18 protein-coding genes are annotated in these 19936 nt (G+C 43.4%); all 18 read left to right on the top strand.

All coding sequences use genetic code 11. The features are described from left to right. Positions 1 to 78 precede the first annotated feature (78 nt). Positions 79 to 696 (top strand): hypothetical protein, encoded by a 618-nt coding sequence (locus G608_RS0113175; RefSeq protein WP_026496429.1) that lies wholly within the window; start codon positions 79 to 81, stop codon positions 694 to 696. A gap of 2 nt (positions 697 to 698) precedes the next feature. Next, on the top strand, positions 699 to 1742 hold the full coding sequence (locus G608_RS0113170) for a serine/threonine protein kinase (protein ID WP_035795615.1): 1044 nt from the start codon (positions 699 to 701) through the stop codon (positions 1740 to 1742). A gap of 81 nt (positions 1743 to 1823) precedes the next feature. After that, complete coding sequence (uvrB, locus tag G608_RS0113165; RefSeq protein WP_026496427.1) at positions 1824 to 3815, top strand: excinuclease ABC subunit UvrB; 1992 nt, start codon at positions 1824 to 1826, stop codon at positions 3813 to 3815. Between the two features lie 77 nt (positions 3816 to 3892). Next, positions 3893 to 6772: an excinuclease ABC subunit UvrA gene (gene uvrA, locus G608_RS0113160; protein WP_051209328.1), complete on the top strand. Its 2880-nt coding sequence runs from the start codon at positions 3893 to 3895 to the stop codon at positions 6770 to 6772. A gap of 201 nt (positions 6773 to 6973) precedes the next feature. Next, complete coding sequence (locus G608_RS0113155; RefSeq protein ID WP_026496425.1) at positions 6974 to 7966, top strand: rod shape-determining protein; 993 nt, start codon at positions 6974 to 6976, stop codon at positions 7964 to 7966. A gap of 168 nt (positions 7967 to 8134) precedes the next feature. After that, positions 8135 to 8995 carry a flagellar hook-basal body protein gene (locus tag G608_RS0113150; RefSeq protein WP_026496424.1) on the top strand — a complete coding sequence of 287 codons (861 nt, stop codon included), beginning with the start codon at positions 8135 to 8137 and terminating at the stop codon, positions 8993 to 8995. 89 nt (positions 8996 to 9084) lie between these two features. Continuing rightward, the gene (locus G608_RS0113145; protein ID WP_026496423.1) at positions 9085 to 9912 is read left to right on the top strand and encodes a flagellar hook-basal body protein; all 828 of its coding nucleotides are present in this window, start codon (positions 9085 to 9087) and stop codon (positions 9910 to 9912) included. A 17-nt stretch (positions 9913 to 9929) separates the two neighbouring features. Then, the gene (locus G608_RS0113140) at positions 9930 to 10304 is read left to right on the top strand and encodes a hypothetical protein (protein WP_026496422.1); all 375 of its coding nucleotides are present in this window, start codon (positions 9930 to 9932) and stop codon (positions 10302 to 10304) included. Between the two features lie 84 nt (positions 10305 to 10388). Beyond that, complete coding sequence (gene recD2, locus G608_RS0113135; protein WP_026496421.1) at positions 10389 to 12632, top strand: SF1B family DNA helicase RecD2; 2244 nt, start codon at positions 10389 to 10391, stop codon at positions 12630 to 12632. Continuing rightward, positions 12625 to 13338 (top strand): ComF family protein, encoded by a 714-nt coding sequence (locus G608_RS0113130; protein ID WP_026496420.1) that lies wholly within the window; start codon positions 12625 to 12627, stop codon positions 13336 to 13338. Before recD2 ends, G608_RS0113130 begins: the two co-directional genes overlap by 8 nt. 29 nt (positions 13339 to 13367) lie before the next feature. Further along, entirely contained in the window at positions 13368 to 13793 is a 426-nt protein-coding gene (locus tag G608_RS0113125) for a flagellar protein (RefSeq protein ID WP_026496419.1), read from the top strand. Positions 13794 to 13800: 7 nt separating this feature from the next. Then, positions 13801 to 14190 carry a hypothetical protein gene (locus G608_RS0113120; protein WP_026496418.1) on the top strand — a complete coding sequence of 130 codons (390 nt, stop codon included), beginning with the start codon at positions 13801 to 13803 and terminating at the stop codon, positions 14188 to 14190. Between the two features lie 4 nt (positions 14191 to 14194). Beyond that, entirely contained in the window at positions 14195 to 15160 is a 966-nt protein-coding gene (locus tag G608_RS21180) for a hypothetical protein (protein WP_035795612.1), read from the top strand. Positions 15161 to 15166: 6 nt separating this feature from the next. Continuing rightward, the gene (gene cdaA, locus G608_RS0113110) at positions 15167 to 16048 is read left to right on the top strand and encodes a diadenylate cyclase CdaA (protein ID WP_026496417.1); all 882 of its coding nucleotides are present in this window, start codon (positions 15167 to 15169) and stop codon (positions 16046 to 16048) included. Then, positions 16045 to 17346, top strand: a complete 1302-nt coding sequence (locus G608_RS21175) for a CdaR family protein (RefSeq protein WP_035795609.1) — start codon at positions 16045 to 16047, stop codon at positions 17344 to 17346. The genes cdaA and G608_RS21175 overlap by 4 nt, the downstream gene beginning before the upstream one ends. 13 nt (positions 17347 to 17359) lie before the next feature. Further along, a complete protein-coding gene (gene glmM / locus G608_RS0113100; protein WP_026496416.1) occupies positions 17360 to 18709 on the top strand; it encodes a phosphoglucosamine mutase in 1350 nt (449 codons plus the stop codon). A gap of 16 nt (positions 18710 to 18725) precedes the next feature. Next, entirely contained in the window at positions 18726 to 18989 is a 264-nt protein-coding gene (locus G608_RS0113095; RefSeq protein ID WP_026496415.1) for an HPr family phosphocarrier protein, read from the top strand. A gap of 64 nt (positions 18990 to 19053) precedes the next feature. Further along, entirely contained in the window at positions 19054 to 19935 is an 882-nt protein-coding gene (gene rfbD / locus G608_RS0113090) for a dTDP-4-dehydrorhamnose reductase (protein WP_026496414.1), read from the top strand. The last annotated feature ends 1 nt before the right edge of the window (position 19936 follow it).

Here is a 19936-nt window from a genome sequence, read left to right as displayed (position 1 = left end):
TATTCATTCGCATATCTTTATTCTTTGTAATTCAGTTTGGTGATTCACCGGATTTTCATTTTTTGAAAGGAAATTTGTATGGATTATTTTGCTGCGGCTGTCCGGGAGCATGGTATTGGAGCTGAGAACCCTGATGGTCTTATGGTAAAGGGGCGGAGATTTAACGGCGAAGGCGTTGTCATGATGGCACTTTTTACTCCTTACAGAAAAAACAGGAAAGGAGCAAGGCTTAGCGACCATGTGATTCGGACTATAGAAGAAATATTTGAGAATAACGAGCCTTCAGAGCTTTTTGACAGCTGCAGGGAGCTGTTTTTTGACAGAAGGCTTTCTTCAAATAATAGGCTTGGCATTATTTGTTTTCGCGGAGCGGATTATTTTATCGTCAGTAATTATGTCGGACATATTTTAAAAATTGGTGTACGTGGGAAGGAAATTCTTGATAATCCCCGGGATGGATATTTTTACAGGGAGGCGTTTTGTCTTAAGGGTAGTCTTATGGAAGGCTGTACGATACTACTCTCAACAGATTCATATTCAGAGAGGTTATCCGACAGGGAACTTATAGGAAATCTATGCCCTCAGATGTGTGTTGACAGTAAGTACATGGAGTATGCACTTGATTTCATGTCCCGGAGCGTACTTGGAAAGGGAGAGGAGAGACCACGCAGTGCTGCGGCGCTGTGCATCAGGTAAAAATGAGAATTACAACTTACAGTGGTGAAAACTTCATAACCGGACAGTGTATAGGAAGCGGCGGAATGAGTAAGGTTTTTTCTGCATGGAGTGAAGCGGATGGTAGCATGGTTGCAGTAAAAATGCTTAAGAGTTCAGAGCAGGGAAAGGACATGACCGAGGCAAAAAGAGAGCTTGATGCTGAGATGCGTGTTCTGGATATGCTTAACCGCAAGGGGGTTAAAGGTATACCAAGGCTCCTGGGAAAAGGCGATTCCTTCTATGTAATGGAATATGTCAGGGGCAGAACCTTTGGTAAAAATGAACTTGGGGCAAGGCAGTGTATAGAGCTGGGGACAGCCCTGTGCGATATTCTTTGCGGTCTTCACGAGGGAGAGCCCTCGGTACTTTATCTTGATCTAAAGCCTTCTAACATAATTAGAAGTGAGTCCGGCGGAATTTTTCTTATTGATTTTGGAACGGCAAGAATTCCCGGTAATTACAGGGCCGGTGCTATAGACACAGGGTACGGCGCGGGAACAAAGGGGTATGCAGCCCCTGAACAATATGGAGGACTGATATGCGAGAGTATCCAGACTGATATTTATCTTCTTGGCAGAACGCTGGATGCGGTTTTTAAAAAAAGCAGGAAGGATGTATTTCTTGCTGACGAGCTGATGAAAGTCATAGACAGGTGCACTGCCGCTAGGAAAGGCGCCAGGTATTCAGGCTGTAGAGAGGTCAGGGAGGCGCTACTTACGTGCCGGAAAAAGGGTTTAAAAAGGAAGCATTTCTTTGTGGCAGGACTGATGATGGGCTTTACGTTATTTGTTTTATCGGTACTATTTATCCTTATGTTTTTTATGGGGAAAATCAGTGTGATATATGGAATTATCAGTGTGCTTCTTGGGCGGTATATATGGAACAATGAGATAATGGAAGAAAGCCTTTATGTTTTTTGCGGAAAAAACTGCGAGAAAAAGGAGAGGCCTGATGATTCTTCCTACTTCATAGATATAGTTAAGACCTATGATACGATAGAACTGACGCGCGAACAGATGTTCTGAATTTTATAGACAGACACTATAAAGAGTGTTAAACTAGAAATAGTGTATCATTCTTGATTTTATAAAGGATTGAGGACAATCATGGATTTTAAATTACGTTCAGATTATAAGCCTACAGGTGATCAGCCCCAGGCAATTAAGGCGCTGGTAGATGGTTTTAAAAACGGAAATCAATTTGAGACTCTGCAGGGTGTTACCGGTTCGGGTAAAACCTTTGCCATGGCGAATGTAATACAGGCACTTAATAAGCCTACGCTTGTCATCAGTCATAACAAGACTCTGGCAGGACAGCTCTACGGTGAGTTCAAGGAATTTTTCCCTGAAAACGCTGTTGAGTACTTTGTTTCTTACTATGATTATTATCAGCCTGAAGCCTATGTGCCGCAGACGGATACATATATAGCAAAGGACTCTTCAATAAATGATGAGATTGATAAGCTCAGACTTTCAGCAACAGCATCCCTTACAGAGAGGAAGGATGTCATAGTTGTGGCCAGTGTTTCGTGTATATATGGTCTGGGAAGCCCGGAGGAATTTAAGGGCATGTCTATTTCTTTAAGGCCGGGTATGGAGAAGAGCAGAGATGATATCATCAGAGACCTTGTGGCTATTCAGTATGACAGGAACGATCTTGATATAAACAGATGTAATTTCAGGGTTCGCGGTGACACCATAGAGGTTTTCCCCGCCCAGGCCGATGATTATCTTATAAGGATAGAGCTTTTTGGAGATGAGATAGACAGGATTTGTGAGATTGAGCCTGTTACCGGAGTGGTAAGAAAAGAGCTGTCCCACGTGATGATTTATCCTGCATCACATTACGTTGTGCCCCAGGAAAAGATCAATCTTGCATGCAAGAATATTGAAGCGGAGCTTGAGGAACGGGTCAGATTTTTCAAGAGCGAGGATAAGCTTATAGAGGCTCAGCGCATCGCGGAGCGGACTAATTTTGATGTGGAGATGCTAAGGGAGACAGGATTCTGCTCCGGTATTGAGAACTATTCAAGACATCTTAATTTTATGGAGCCCGGTGCAACGCCCCTTACACTGATGGATTTCTTTAACGGAGAGTTTCTTATTATAGTGGATGAGTCCCATATGACGATTCCGCAGATAGGTGCCATGTTCCATGGAGACAGATCTCGTAAGAATACGCTGGTGGACTATGGCTTCAGACTGCCATCAGCCCTGGATAACAGACCTCTTAACTTTGAAGAGTTCGAGTCGCGTATAGATCAGATGCTGTTTTGTTCAGCTACTCCGGGACCCTACGAGGAGGAGCACGAGCTGCTAAGGGCTGAGCAGATTATAAGACCTACGGGACTGCTTGATCCTGAGATTTCCGTAAGACCTGTGGAGGGTCAGATTGATGACCTTATTACGGAGATTAACAAAGAGACTGATAAAAAGAACAAGGTTCTTATCACCACTCTTACCAAGAAGATGGCGGAGGACCTTACGGAATATCTTGCAGAGACAGGCATCAGAGTAAAATACATGCACTCCGATATCGATACTCTCCAGAGAGCTGAGATCATCAGGGATATGAGACTTGATGTCTTCGACGTGCTTGTGGGAATCAACCTTCTTAGAGAGGGGCTGGATATTCCGGAGATTTCACTGGTTGCCATAATCGATGCGGATAAGGAGGGCTTCCTTCGTTCCGAGACATCACTTATTCAGACCATCGGACGAGCTGCGAGAAACGCCGAGGGACGTGTAATAATGTATGCGGACAATATGACGGATTCCATGAAGAATGCCATAGAGATCACAGAGCGCAGGAGGAAGATTCAGCAGCAGTACAATGATGAGCATGGAATTACGCCTCAGACAATCAAGAAGGCAGTAAGAGACCTTATCAGTATCAGTAAAGCTGTTGCAAAACAGGAAGTCCAGTTTGAGAAGGATCCTGAATCCATGAACAGAGATGAGCTTGAGAAGCTGATCGGAGAGGTTCAGAAGAAGATGAAGAAGGCAGCAGCGGAGCTTGACTTTGAATCTGCCGCTATGCTCCGTGACCAAATGATAGATCTTAAGAAAAATTTACTTGAACTTACAGGCGGTAAGTAACGCCACATTGGAACCTGCAGTATTTTCAGGCACAAGAAAATGCCATAAGGAGAATTATGAGAGAAGATAATTCACAAATGACAAAAGTTAATACAGCTGCTAAGCGTATTTTACCTACGGATATCCACGACTATATAAGGGTGAGAGGCGCAAATGAGCACAATCTGAAGCATATAGATGTAAATATTCCAAGAGAGACCCTTACTGTTTTTACAGGACTTTCAGGCTCGGGAAAGTCATCCCTTGCCTTTGATACCATTTTTGCTGAAGGACAGAGAAGGTACATGGAGTCACTTTCCTCCTACGCAAGAATGTTCCTTGGACAGATGGATAAGCCGGATGTTGAGAAAATTGACGGACTCTCTCCTACGATTTCCATTGATCAGAAATCCACAAACAGGAACCCAAGATCTACTGTCGGAACAGTGACAGAGATTTACGACCACTTCAGACTTTTATATGCCCGTATAGGTGTACCCCATTGTCCTAACTGCGGTCGTGAGATCAGAAGGCAGACCGTTGATGAGATGGCTGATCAGATTCTCTCTCTGCCTGAAGGAACCAAGTTCCAGGTTCTTGCACCGGTTGTCCGGGGCAGGAAGGGTGAGCACGCCAAGGTATTTGACAGAGCAAAGCGTGCCGGCTTTGTGCGTGTGCGTGTGGATGGCAGCCAGTACGACCTGTCGGAAGAGATAAAGCTTGATAAAAACATTAAGCACAGCATTGAGATAATTGTGGACAGACTTATCATAAGGGATAACCCCGATGAGATGAGAGGGCGTCTTACTGATTCAATCGAGAGTGCCTTAAATCTTGCAGAGGGACTTCTTGATGTTGATGTTATTGATGGCAAGACCATGAGCTTTAGCCAGAACTTTGCATGCCCTGATTGCGGAATCAGTATTCCGGAGATAGCACCCAGAAGCTTTTCCTTCAATAATCCCTTTGGTGCCTGCCCCGAGTGTACCGGTCTTGGCTATAAGATGGAATTTGATGCTGACCTTATGATTCCCGATAAGAGTCTTTCTATTAATGAAGGCTGCTTTCAGGTAACCGGCTGGGCATCCTCTGCTAAGGAGGGCAGCTTTACAAACGCGATCCTTAGGGCTCTGGCTAATGAATATAAGTTTAAGCTGGATACGCCCTTTGAAAAGCTTCCTGCCAAGGTTCAGGATATGCTGATTAACGGTGCCGACAGAGAGGTTACAGTTGAATATAAGGGTCAAAGGGGTGAGGGCAAATATCCCATTACCTTCGACGGACTCGTTAAGAATGTTGAGCAGAGGTACCGCGAGACCTATTCCGAGCAGCAAAAGGCTGAGTATGAGCAGTATATGCGTATAACACCCTGCGCTGTTTGTAAGGGCCAGAGGCTTAAGCCTGAATCTCTTGCGGTTACCATAGATGATAAAAATATCTTTGAGATTACCTCAATGTCCATAGGTGAGCTCAGCGATTATCTTCAGAATTTATCTCTTACAAAGCAGCAGGAGCTGATCGGTGCTCAGGTTCTTAAAGAGATAAGAGCACGAGTTGGCTTCCTTATAGATGTGGGTCTTGATTATTTGTCGCTTTCAAGAGCTACAGGAACGTTATCAGGTGGAGAGGCCCAGAGAATTCGTCTTGCAACTCAGATCGGTTCGGGACTTTGCGGAGTATGCTACATTCTTGATGAGCCCAGTATCGGCCTTCATCAGAGAGATAACGACAAGCTTCTTAATACATTAAAAAATCTGAGGGACCTTGGAAACACTCTTATTGTGGTTGAGCATGATGAAGATACCATGTGGGCTGCGGACTATATCGTTGATGTGGGCCCCGGAGCAGGCTCCCATGGAGGAGAGATTGTTGCTGTTGGTACTGCGGAGGATATCATGAAGGTTCCGGAGTCCATAACAGGTAAGTATCTCTCCGGTAATCTTAAGATAGCGGTTCCTGATCGCAGGAGGAAGCCTACAGGCTGGCTTAATGTAAAAGGCGCCCAGGAGAACAACCTTAAGAATATCGATGTGAAGTTCCCACTGGGAGTGCTTACCATAGTTACCGGTGTCTCCGGATCCGGTAAGAGCTCTCTTGTAAATGAGATTTTGTATAAGCATCTCGAAAGGGATCTTAACAGGGCAAGATGCATTCCCGGTAAGCATAAGGGCATCGAAGGAATAGATCAGCTTGATAAGGTAATCGCGATTGATCAGTCTCCTATTGGAAGGACACCGAGATCAAACCCTGCCACCTATACCGGCGTATTTGATATGATAAGGGACCTTTTTGCCGGGACTCCGGATGCCAAGGCAAGGGGCTATAAGAAGGGCAGATTCTCTTTCAATGTTAAGGGCGGACGCTGCGAAGCCTGCGGCGGTGACGGAATCATCAAGATTGAGATGCATTTCCTTCCTGATGTTTATGTGCCCTGCGAGGTCTGCGGAGGAAAGAGGTATAATCGTGAAACTCTTGAAGTTAAGTATAAGGGCAAGAGCATCTATGATGTTCTTGATATGACAGTTGAAGAGGCTCTTCCTTTCTTTGAAAACATAAAGACCATCAAGCGCAAGATAAAAACTCTTTATGATGTGGGACTGGGATATGTTAAGCTTGGTCAGCCCTCAACAGAGCTGTCCGGAGGTGAGGCCCAGAGAATCAAGCTTGCCACAGAGCTTTCAAGGGCCAGCACAGGTAAGACCATATACATTCTCGATGAGCCTACAACAGGACTTCATTTTGCGGATGTGCAGAAGCTGGTAAAGATTCTTCACGATCTTGTCGATGCAGGCAACACAGTGGTTGTCATCGAACACAACCTGGATGTTATAAAGACAGGTGATTACATCATCGATATGGGACCTGAAGGCGGATCCGGCGGAGGCACCGTGGTTACCTGCGGAACTCCCGAGAAGGTTGCAAAGTGCAAGGAATCCTACACCGGTGCATATATTAAGAGAATGCTGGAAAAAGATTAAAATAATATCATAAATAGTGTAAAGAATACATAAAGAGCTGCCGATACTCTATATGATTAAATATAGCCTTAATATGATTTTTTTGTGTTTAGTATTTTAAAATATTGCCCTTTGGTTTATAATTGCATTGAATTATGGTTTGATGACAGTTAATGTGAGCGAATATGCGCTTTTGACCTTTAGAAAGGGGTAATAGAGTAAATGCAGTATACAGATATAGGAATCGATTTAGGAACAGCCAGCATTCTTGTATATATCCGTGGAAAGGGTGTTGTGCTTAAAGAGCCCTCAGTTGTAGCTTATGACAGAGATACTGAGAAGATTAAGGCTATCGGCGAAGACGCAAGACTTATGCTTGGTCGTACACCCGGTAATATAGTTGCAGTTAGACCGCTCAGACAGGGCGTTATTTCAGATTATAAAGTAACAGAGCAGATGATGAAGTATTTCATCACAAAGGCAATCGGACACAGAACATTCAGAAAACCCCTTATAGCTGTTTGTGTTCCCAGTGGTGTTACAGAAGTAGAGCGTAAGGCGGTTGAGGATGCTACTCTTATGGCAGGTGCCAGAGATGTTCGTATCATCGAGGAGCCTATTGCAGCAGCAATCGGTGCCGGCATCGATATCACAAAGCCCTGCGGAAATATGATCGTAGATATAGGTGGCGGTACATCAGATATCGCTGTTATTTCACTTGGCGGAACCGTTGTAAGTACTTCTGTTAAGATCGCCGGTGATGATTTTGATGAAGCTATTGTTCGTTATATGCGTAAGAAGCACAATCTTCTTATCGGTGAAAGAACTGCCGAGGATATCAAGATTAAGATTGGTGCAGCTTATCCCAGAGCAGAGGCTGATTATCTTGATGTAAGAGGACGTAACCTTGTAACAGGTCTTCCCAAGACTGTAAAGGTATCCTCAGAAGAGACAGAGGAAGCTCTCAGAGAGACAACAGCTCAGATTGTAGAAGCTATTCACAGCGTTCTGGAGAAGACTCCTCCGGAACTTGCTGCTGATATTGCAGATAGAGGTATCGTGCTTACAGGTGGCGGAAGTCTTCTTAGAGGACTTGATGACCTTATCGCTTCCAAGACAGGTATCAACACTGTAACCGCTGAGGATCCCATGACTGCAGTTGCCATCGGCACCGGCAGATATGTTGAGTTTTTGGCTGGCTATCGCGAAAGCTGAACACTTAGCGAGGTCCTTACGAGCTTAGTGTGAAGCTTGTTCTGGCAGCTGAGAGAACCTGGCGAAGTATTGTTGAGCCTGGTTCGAACGTGTTACGCTGAGTGAAACGAGGCGTAACTTCCTTAGTCTGTCTCAGGGCAAAAAATAATTTAATAGGGGTAAGAGTATATGGTAAAAGGGCTGTACACGGCGTATACAGGTATGGTTAACGAGCAGAATCGCATGGACATACAGACGAACAACCTTGCAAATGCGAATTCTACAGGTTTCAAGGAGGAACGCTCAGTCAGTAGATCTTTCCGTGATCTTTTAGGACTTAAGATCAAGGACTATACTGATGCGCCCTGGACCGCACGAAGACTCGGCCTCATAAATCCCGGAGTTAAGCTTGCGGGATCATATACTAACTTCGAGCAGGGAGGTCTTGAATCTACAGGTAATACCTTTGACCTGGCGATCAATAATAATCTTCCTGACAAGAATTCGGCTGACGTAAATGATAATATGGGAGCCGGAGGAAATGCTTTTTTTGCTACTTCCTATACATCTGACTTTACACAGGGAGAAGCACTTATCAAATATACCAGAGACGGTACGTTCACCCTTACACAGGATGGCTTTTTGGTCACCAGTGAGGGGAACTATGTCCTGGATGTCAACAACAATCCCATTCAGGTCGATCCGACACAAGAGACAACAATTTTACAGGATGGCAGTATTTCTCAGAATGGAAATACTATTACAACCATTCAGGTGGCAAGGTTTGATAATCCGCAGTTTTTACAGAGATATCAGGACAATGCCTTTATTATAGGTGATGGGCCGGCCCAGGTAGTGAGTCTCACAGCAGCCGAGGCTAATGCTACCGTTAATCAGGGATTTTTGGAAAAATCGAATATAAGCGTTGTTGACGAGATGGTCAGCATTATATCTATACAGAGGAATTACGAGACTAATTCCAAGGTAATGCAGGCTGAAGATGATACCCTTAACATTGCCGTTACACAGCTTGGAAAAATTAGTGGATAAGACTAAAGATTTCAGAATAATGTGACGAAATAATAAATGGTAAGGTGCGTGTTTTTTTTGAGGGTATACACGAACTAGGAGGCAACGATATGGTAAGAAGCTTATGGACAGCTGCATCAGGTATGAATGCGCAGCAGACAAATGTTGATACTATAGCCAACAATCTGGCCAATGTTAACTCAGCCGGATACAAGGCGCAGAGTGCAAAATTCAAGTCACTTCTTTACCAGGAGCTTAAGACAAAGACCGTTCAGAACACCGGATCTCCTGTAAATTCCGATGTGGGTCTTGGTGTCAGAGTATCATCTATCAATTCATTTTTTACACAGGGCAGTTTGCAGGATAATGATTCAAGCTCTGCATTTGCTATTCAGGGCGATGGATTTTTTGCATATTCCGTAGATGCTCAGGAAATCAATGAAGCAAATACGAGATATACCAGAAACGGTAATTTCGTTTGGGCTCTTACAGAGCAGAATACACTGGAGCTTACAACCTCTGAAGGTAATCCGGTTCTTGGAATAGACGGTGGTCCCATCGTTGTAACCGATGAGACAGTAAAAGCAACCGATATTACCTGTGATCAGGAAGGTGCTTTGTATTATCTTGATGCCAACCAGGAGCGTGTGGATGTTGGACAGATTGCACTTTTCCAGTTCCGCAATGCAGAAGGTCTTGAGAGAACAGGCGATACAAGCTTTTCAGTTACACCTGCTAGCGGTGAGCCTCTTCCCGAGGCAACCACACAGGGTATCAGAAGAAGTGTTATTGTACAGGGATACCTTGAGGGATCGAATGTAAATGTTGCAACAGAGATGGTTAACCTTATTGTTGCACAGAGAGCTTACGAAATGAATTCAACAGCAATCACAACCACCAACGAGATGATGCAGACAGCTAACCAGCTCAAGAGATAATCTAAGGGGATGACGATATGGCATTAGATATGAATTCAATGAATCTGTCAGGAATATCGCAATATGCCAGCGGTCAGGCGCAGGTCGATAAGGTTAATTCAGCGGCTTCAAGAATCAGAACGATTAAGACCGAAGACGACAAAGCACAGGCTGATAAGGAACTTATGGATGCCTGCAAGCAGTTTGAAGCATATTTTATGGAGCAGATTTATAAAGGGTATGAGAAAACTGCGAAGGTATTCAGTAAGGATGAATCCGGTTCCATGGGTACACTGGTCGATTACTTTAAGGATGTGACCATCCAGGAGGTGTCCTCGTTACAGTCGGACAAGCAGAGTACGGGCCTTGCGCAGATGTTGTATGAGAATATGAAGAGGAATTACGATTTATAATTCATTACAAAAATAATCCAAGGGCTGCCATGTTTTGAAAAAATGGCAGCCTTTTTACGTTTTAAACATTTCAGGGAAGAAAGTATGGAAAAAATAAAAGGATATATAGATCATTTTATATACAGGAACAGTGAGAATGGCTATGGGGTAATGGTCTTTGTTTCTGACAGCGAGGAAATCACCTGCGTAGGCACATTTATTGATGTGGATACCGGTGATACTCTCGAGATAGAGGGTGAGCTCATAGAGCATCCTGTGTATGGAGAACAGATAAAGGTAAGCTCCTATGAGGTTTCGGTACCGGATGATGCGGAGTCCATAGAGAGATACCTGGGATCAGGAGCAATAAAGGGTATCGGCGAGACCATGGCAAGGCGCATAGTAAAAAAGTTCGGGGCCGACACCTTCAGAATAATAGAGGATGAGCCTGAGAGACTTGCCGAGATAAAAGGTATCAGTGAACGGAAGGCCAGAGATATAGCGATACAGCTGGCGGATAAAAGAGATATGCGTGAAGCCATGGTTTTTCTTGCAGGCTATGGCATATCCAACACTTTGTCAGTGAAAATATTTGATAAATACGGCAATCAGGTCTACAGGATCATGAAGGAAAATCCCTACAGACTGGCAGATGACATCGAGGGCGTTGGATTTAAGACAGCGGATGAGATTGCTTCAAGAGTGGGGATCAGCGTTGACTCGGATTATCGTATAAGGAGCGGAATTCTTTATACACTTCTTGAAGCAGCATCTGACGGAAACAGTTATCTTCCGAGGAAGATTCTTCTTAGTAAAAGCAGTGAGCTTTTAAAGGTTGAAGAGACTGCAATCGATACTCAGATCGATAACCTTATGATCGAGAGAAAGCTTATATTACGTGATGATGCGGTGTATTCGTCGACGTATTACTATGAGGAGCAGTCAATAGCTGCCATGCTCTCGGGCTTAAATCTTAATCTGTCCGATGAAGTAAGAACAGATGATGAATCGCTGCTTAACAGGATAAAATCCATCGAGAAGGACAGAGGAATTGAACTGGATGATCTTCAGCGGGAAGCTGTTATGGCCAGTGCTAAAAATGGTGTCGTGATAATAACAGGAGGACCCGGAACAGGAAAAACCACGACGATAAACACCATAATTCAGTACTATGCCCAGGAACAGATGGATATCCTTCTTGCTGCGCCTACGGGAAGAGCAGCGAAGCGTATGACGGAAGCAACGGGATATGAAGCTCAGACCATACACAGACTTCTTGGTGTTGGCGGAATGCCGGTTTCGGATGATAACGGAGAAAAGGGAAGAGAAAGAATTCATTTTGAGAAAAATTCCGATAATCCTCTCGAAGCAGATGCAATCATAATCGATGAGATGTCTATGGTAGACATGCATCTTTTCAATGCCCTGCTAAAGGCGGTTATCCCGGGAACACATCTTATCCTTGTGGGTGACAGCTCTCAGCTTCCAAGTGTTGGTCCGGGACAGGTTTTGTCGGATATTATTGTAACGGGAGCTTTTCCTACGCTTATACTCCAGAAGATTTTCAGACAGGCCAAGGAGAGTGATATTGTTATGAATGCTCACCACATTAAGCGCGGCGAGCATATAACAATGGACAATAAGAGTAAGGATTTCTTTTTCCTAAGAAGAGATAACGTTGATGTAATTTACAAGCATATGCTTGAGCTGATACAGAAAAAGCTTCCCGGCTATGTGAATTCAAAAAGCGGTGACATTCAGGTGCTGACGCCAATGAAGAGAGGACCTCTTGGTGCGGAAACGCTGAATGTTGTTTTACAGAAATACCTTAATCCCGTAGATGATAAAAAGCGGGAGTACACCTATGGAGAGCGCCTTTTCAGGGAAGGCGACAAGGTGATGCAGATAAAGAATAACTATCAGGCTGAGTGGGAGGTGCTTGGGAGATATGGCATTCCCACGGACAGCGGCATGGGAGTTTTTAATGGCGACATGGGATTTGTTAAGGAAATAAATAATGCTATGCACGAGCTGACGGTTGAGTTTGATGAGGGAAGGTGTGTAACATATCCTTTCTCTGAACTTGATGAGCTGGAGCTTGCCTACGCCATAACAATTCATAAGTCCCAGGGGTCAGAGTACCCGGCAGTTATTCTTCCGCTTCTCGGCGGACCAAGAATGCTGCTTAACAGAAATCTTTTGTATACTGCGGTGACCCGTGCAAAGAGCTGTGTTGTGGTGCTTGGAAGTGAGAGCACCGTACAGGAAATGATAGATAATGAGGAGCAGCTTAAAAGATATACGGGACTAAAAAGCAGAATAGAGGAGGCGATGAAGCTAAATGAATAAAACAGCAGATTATGTTATTTCGCTGCTGTATCCGAGAAGGTGCCCGGTGTGTGATGATGTTTTGAGGCCCGGGAGTAAGCTTATTCATGAGAATTGTGAAAAGAAGATAAAGCCTGTAGGAAGAATCACCTGTATGAAATGCGGAAAGCCCATCAAGGACAAAACCAGAGAGCTTTGTCAGGACTGCAGCAGTACAATCCATTACTTTGACAGAGGCTATTCGGTTTTCAGATACAGATCTGTTTCGGGCTCTATATACAGATTCAAATATGCAGGCAGAAGGGAATATGCGGATTTCTATGGACAAAAGACCGGAGAATATCTTGGAGATATCATAAAGGACATAAAACCGGATGCCATTATTCCTATTCCGATGTATGCTGCCAAGATGAGAAAACGAGGCTACAATCAGGCTGCAGTCCTTGCAAAGGCAATTGGAAAAAGCTGTGATGTGCCAGTTTATGAAAATGTAATAATTAGGACCAGAAACACAGTCCCCATGAAGCTTTTAGACCAGCAGGGACGCCGCTCCAATTTGAAAAAGGCTTTTAATATAAGAAGAAATGATGTAAAATTTAAATGTATTATCCTTATTGATGACATTTATACAACGGGCAGTACAGTCGATGCTGTGGCAAAAGAGTTCCGCCGGCTGGGCGTCGAACGGATCTATTTTGTAACACTTGCGATTGGCCAGGTTGTGTAATTATATATTTACCACAGTAGGAGGTTAATATGAGTAATATTAAGAATTGTGCCAGATGCGGTAAGATGTTCAACTATATTGCAGGCGAAGTAATATGTGATGTCTGCAAGAAAGAGATTGAGGAGAAGTTCCAGGAGGTTAAGAAGTATATCCAGGAAAATCCCGGAAGTGGTCTTAGGCAGATTTCTGAAGAATGTGACGTTGCAACAAAGCAGCTTAAAAAGTGGATTCTTGAGGAGAGACTTATGTTTACTGAGAATTCACCTATTCAGATTACCTGTGAGAATTGCGGAGCTAGGATTCAGACCGGTAGACTTTGCGCTAAGTGCAAGGCTACTGTTACCAATGCACTTAACGATACAGTAAAACAGCGTCAGCAGGCCCTTGCGGCAGAGATTGCCAAAAAGCAGAAGCCGGCTGATCCTAAGTCGGGAATGAAATTCCTGAAAACGTGAGGAGATTATGCTAAACGAGGAGCGAGTGATCCTGATGACCAGGATGGCTGCGTATCAGCAGCATGAGGGGAAAAAGAATAACGCAATAAATACATACTTTCGCAGCGACTATGTTGGATTTCAGGTGCTTAAATCAATCTTGAGTGCCACTATTGTATATCTGATACTGGTCGCTGCCTATGTGATGTATCATTTTTCTGATGTTCTGCAGGATGTATATAATACAGACATTATGGCAACAGCCAAAAAATATCTTGTGTACTACATAGCTCTTGTAGTTGTATATTCAGTGATTTCGTTCATCATATATTCCATCCGTTATCGCAAGATGCGAGGCAGCATGAGGGCATATTACGGTTGCCTGAAAAAATTAGGAAGAATGTACGAAAAGGAATAATAAAATGACGTCTTTACTTGAATTACGAGAATATATCAAAAGCTTTTACATCAAATTTGAAATCTATATAACGTATGTCTGGAAGTTTTTTCTTGCACTGTTGGCCTTTACAATGATAGGTAACAAGATAGGATATCAGACCAGTCTTATGAAGCTGCCAATTATTTTGATGGCTTCTTTGTTGTGTTCAATAATGCCTTCAAATTTCATGGTTCTGTTGTCAACAGGCTTTATACTTGCACATTTATATAAGCTGTCACTGCCATGCGCAATAGTGGCGCTTATAGTTTTCCTTATGATGTTTCTTCTGTATTTCAGATTTTCACCGAAGGATACTCTTGCAGTTATGTTGACACCAATGGCATTTTATATTGGTATCCCTTATGTAATGCCTATAGCACTGGGACTTCTTGGTTCACCGGTATCTATAGTCTCAATGTCCTTCGGAGTCATCATTGCATTTATGATCTCATATTTTTCAGGCAATGCGACAGCTCTTACGGCTTCTGATATGGAGGCTAAGGCAACACAGTTTCAGGCTATAATAACAGAGCTTCTTGCCAACAAACAGATGTGGATGTACGTGGCATGCTTTGCTCTTACTCTTGCGGTTGTCTATATTATCAGAAGAATGTCAGTTGATTATTCCTGGACAATTGCAATTATTGCTGGTGCTATCACAAATATAATCGCGCTGCTTATTGCAGACCTGATTTACACCACAGAAATTTCATTTGTTGGCGTTATAATCAAGTCGTTAATTGCAGTACTTATTCTTTTTGTACTTCAGTTCTTCGCATTTAATCTGGACTACACAAGAATTGAAAAGGTCCAGTTTGAGGATGACGAATATTATTACTATGTTAAAGCGGTTCCGAAGGTATCAGTTTCAACTCCGGCTCCGCAGGTAAAGAAGATTAACCAGTCAAGTGTTAGTCGTGATTACAGAGGTAGAGACAGAGGCGAGTGAATTTAAATGCAACAGATAGGATTTTTCCTTGAAAATAATCTGACAAGCTTGCATATGCCGACAGTGAGAGCGCTCGACATCATTGAGATGTTGATCATTGCTTTCCTGATCTATCATATTTTGGTTTGGGCGAAAACAACGAGACTATGGTCCCTTCTTAAAGGGGTCGTAGTTATTATTGTGTTTATCGTTATTGCTGCAGCCTTCAATATGACCACTATTTTGTGGATCGTACGGAATGTGTTTGGGATTGCAGTTACTGCCATGGTTGTAATCTTACAGCCTGAGCTGCGAAAAGCCCTTGAGGGAATCGGAAGGAGAAATTTTTTCCACGGACTGTTCAATTTTTCAGAAGCAACAGAGGAAGGCAGATTTTCGGATAAGACCATAAATGAGATAGTAAGAGCCTGTGTGGAAATGGCGAAGGTCAGAACAGGTGCTCTTATCGTTATAGAGCAGCTTTCATCACTTAGTGAATATGAGAGAACAGGTATTGATGTAGATGGTATAGTTACAAGTCAGCTGCTTATCAATATCTTTGAACATAACACACCGCTTCATGATGGTGCTGTTATCATAAGAGGCGACAGGATCACATCAGCGACATGTTACCTTCCGCTTTCGGATAATATGGAGCTGGGAAAGGAGCTGGGAACCAGACATCGTGCAGGTGTCGGTGTTTCAGAGGTAACAGACTCTCTTACAATTATTGTTTCCGAGGAAACAGGTAAGATCAGTGTTGCTTACATGGGTGAGCTTGAGAGGGCTCTTGACAGCGATGCACTCAAGGAGAGGCTCAGACAGATCCAGAATAAAGCATCTGATGGTAAAAAAGATAAAAAGAAGAAGATAATGCCGGGTAAGAAGGGGAAAGGAAAGGCGAAATGAAGAAGTTCAATTTGACAGCCAACTGGGGCCTAAAGATTGCTTCGCTGCTTTTTGCCGCTTTACTTTGGTTCCTGGTAACAAATATAAATGACCCGGTAGATTCGGTCAGATTCAGTAATATATCTGTGCAACTCAGGAATGCCAACAGCATTACTGATGAAAACAAGGTGTACGAGATACTGGATGATACGGACCTTTTATCTACCGTTACTGTTTATGCTCCAAGGTCTATCGTGGACTCCCTTAACAGGGATAATATCGTGGCTGTGGCTGATCTCGAGGAGACCAAGAGCGTGGACGGAGCTTATGAGGTTCAGATTCAGCTCTCTACCAATAAGTACAGCAATCAGATACAGAGCATAGCAGGAAGCAGTGATAAAGTACTGCTGAATATTGAGAATCGTGCATCCAAGACCATCGCTCTTTCTGCAGCTACTACAGGAAGCTTGACTGATGGGTATATAATTGGAGATGTTGTGACTGATCAGAACCAGATCAGAATCACCGGTGCTGAATCAGTTGTAGGAAGTGTTGCTACTGCATCAGTTAATGTTGAGGTGACAGGTTATACCACCAATATCGGAACCAATGCCGAAATACATCTCTATGATGCTGACGGTGAAGAGATTCCCAAGGATAATCTGAAGCTCAGCAGTACTTCTGTCGGTGTTAACGTAACTATCCTTGCTACAAAGAGAGTGCCTGTTGTTTATCAGGTTACAGGTGTTGCGGCAGATGGATATGCTTCTACGGGAGAAGTTGAGGCTAATCCGGAATCAGTGCTTCTTGCAGGAAGACAGTCGGTTCTTAATAAGATCGAAGAGATCACCGTTTCGGATGCATCACTGGATATTACAGGACTTACCGGAAATCTTGAAGCAACAATTGATCTTTCCGGTTATCTGCCCAGTAATGTTTCCTTTGGAGATGAGGACTTTAACGGAATAGCAACAGTTGTTGCGCATATCGAAGCTACTCTTGAAAATGAGCTTGATATACCCTTTGGACAGGTTGAACTCACGAACGTTCCTGAAGGATATGAGGCTGAGATAGTAGCTGATGATGAAGAGGAAACAAAGAGCTTTAGTATTAAGATAAAGGGACTTGAAGCAACTGTAAGAGGAACAAGACCCTCAGAGGTTACAGGAACCATTGATGTTTCGGGACTACTTGGCAGTGATGAGGAGGGAGCGGATCTTTCGGGAGATTACAGTGCAAATGTTATACTTTCACTGCCCGGAGGTGTTACGACAAATGATTCTGCGGAAGTAACAGTCAGATTAACAAAAGAAGAGTAATATTGGAGGAATTATGTCTAGATTATTTGGTACAGATGGAGTAAGAGGTGTAGCGAACGACGAGCTCACGCCGCTCCTTGCTATGCAGCTTGGACAGGCAGGTGCTTATGTCCTTTCTAAGGAGAATAAGCATAAGCCTACTATCATGGTTGGATGCGATACAAGATTGTCAGGTGATATGCTCGCTGCAGCACTTATGGCAGGCGCATGCTCTGTAGGCGCAAATGTTGTAAATGTAGGAGTCCTTCCTACTCCTGCTGTTGCATATCTTACTAAGAAGTACAGGGTAGATGCCGGTGTGGTTATTTCTGCATCACATAATCCCATGGAATTTAACGGTATCAAATTTTTTGACGGGCAGGGCTTTAAGCTGCCTGATGCCATGGAGGATGAGATAGAAGAGCTTATCCGTAACAACATGGAAGGTGTTAAAATGCCTACAGGAGCAGGTATCGGTAAGATAAAGAATCGCCCTGATGCTAAAGAGGAATATATAAATCATAATCTTAACTGCGTCGATGTTCATCTCGATGGCTTTAAGATTGTAATGGACTGTGCAGAGGGGGCCAGCTCATATACTTCTGTTGAAACCCTGAGACAGACAGGCGCAGAGGTAATAGCTATCCATACCAATCCTGATGGAACAAATATCAATGCTAACTGTGGTTCCACACATATGGAAGAGCTTATGGGACGAGTGGTTACTGAGAAGGCAGATATCGGTCTTGCCTTTGACGGTGACGCTGACAGATTCCTGGCTGTTGATGAGAATGGTAAAATGGTTGACGGTGATGAGATTATGGCCATCATCGGAAAGCATATGAAGGATAACGGAGAGCTCAAAAAGAATACAGTAGTTGCTACAGTAATGAGTAACCTTGGATTTTTCAAAATGGGTGAGCGCGAAGGCATCACAATCGAGAAAACCAAGGTGGGCGACAGATATGTTCTTGAGAGAATGAAGGAAATCGGTGCAAACCTTGGCGGTGAGCAGTCGGGACACATCATTTTCCTCGATGATAATACTACCGGAGACGGACTTCTTTCTGCTCTTCACCTTCTTAAGGTTATGAAGGAAACAGGTAAGAAGCTTTCTCAGCTTGCGTCAGTTATGGAGGTTATGCCTCAGGCACTTTATAACGCAACTGTGCCTACACATAAGAAGGATCATTATATGGAGTATCCTGAAATCGCAGATGCAATAGATGCTCTTGAAATGAAGTTTGCAGGTGACGGAAGAGTACTGATCAGACCCTCAGGTACCGAACCCCTTGTTCGTGTCATGATCGAGGGTAAGGATCAGAAGGTTATTGAAGAAGAAGCTAAGAAACTCGCTGAGCTTATACAGAATGTAATGCTCTGATTATAAAGGTTATACTATGGTTACTAGAAAAGTTGTTATAAAAAACCCTACAGGGTTGCATTTGCGCCCTGCGGGAAATTTATGTAAAGTCGCGATGAACTACAAATCGCATATCACATTTATGTATGGTCAAAATTCCGCAAACGCAAAGAGCGTACTGAGCGTACTCGGAGCTTGTATTAAATGCGGAGATGAACTTGAATTTAAATGTGAAGGACCGGACGAGCAGGAGGCACTTGATGCTCTTGTTGCTGCTATAGAGAGCGGTCTTGGAGAATAATATAATTGACTAATGATGGACGGCAGTTTTGTCGTCCATATAATTTGAAGTGAAAGGGTGTATTATGAAAAAGCTTATAGTCACAGGCTGTAATGGACAGTTAGGAAGAGCCATAAATCTTGAACTTGGTAAGACCGGAGAATATGAACTGGTAAATACCGATGTATTTGAAGGGAAGGGTATTACTCCGCTTGATATTACAAATATAGATAAGGTTGCCGGACTTGTAAGAGATGTTAAGCCCTACGCTATTATCAACTGTGCTGCATATACGGCAGTTGATGCACAGGAGAAGGATGTGGATCTGGCATATAAAATCAATGCCATTGGTCCGAGGAATCTTGCAATAGCTTCCAATGAGGTCGGAGCAAAGCTTGTGCATGTTTCTACCGATTATGTTTTTGCAGGAAACGGAACACGCCCTTATATTGAATTTGATCAGACCGGCCCTGTCAGCAAGTATGGTATAACCAAGCTTGCCGGTGAGCAGTTTGTTGAGAAATTTGCCAACAGATACTTCACTATCAGAACTGCATGGCTCTACGGTGACGGAAAGAACTTTGTTAAGACAATGATGGGGCTTTCGGAGAAGCTTGATGAGGTTAGTGTTGTATGTGATCAGCTTGGAACACCTACAAGTACTTACGAGCTTGCAAGAGCCATTCATTTCCTTCTTGAGACTGAGAATTACGGCCTTTTTCATGGTACCTGCGAAGGCGATACCAACTGGGCTGATTTTACTGAGGAGATATTCAGAATTGCAGGTAAGAGCACACATGTAAATCATGTTACAAGTGCAGAGTATGCACAGAAGAACCCTCAGGCAGCACCGAGACCGGCATATTCAATTCTTGAGAACTACATGCTTAAGCTTACATCAGATTTCATGTTTGCTGACTGGCATGATGCAATTGAGAAGTATATGAAGGAATATATCTTAAAATAAG

The organism is Butyrivibrio sp. WCD3002 (assembly GCF_000424265.1).
GTDB lineage: Bacteria > Bacillota > Clostridia > Lachnospirales > Lachnospiraceae > Butyrivibrio.
This window is presented reverse-complemented; position numbering and strand designations above follow the sequence as displayed.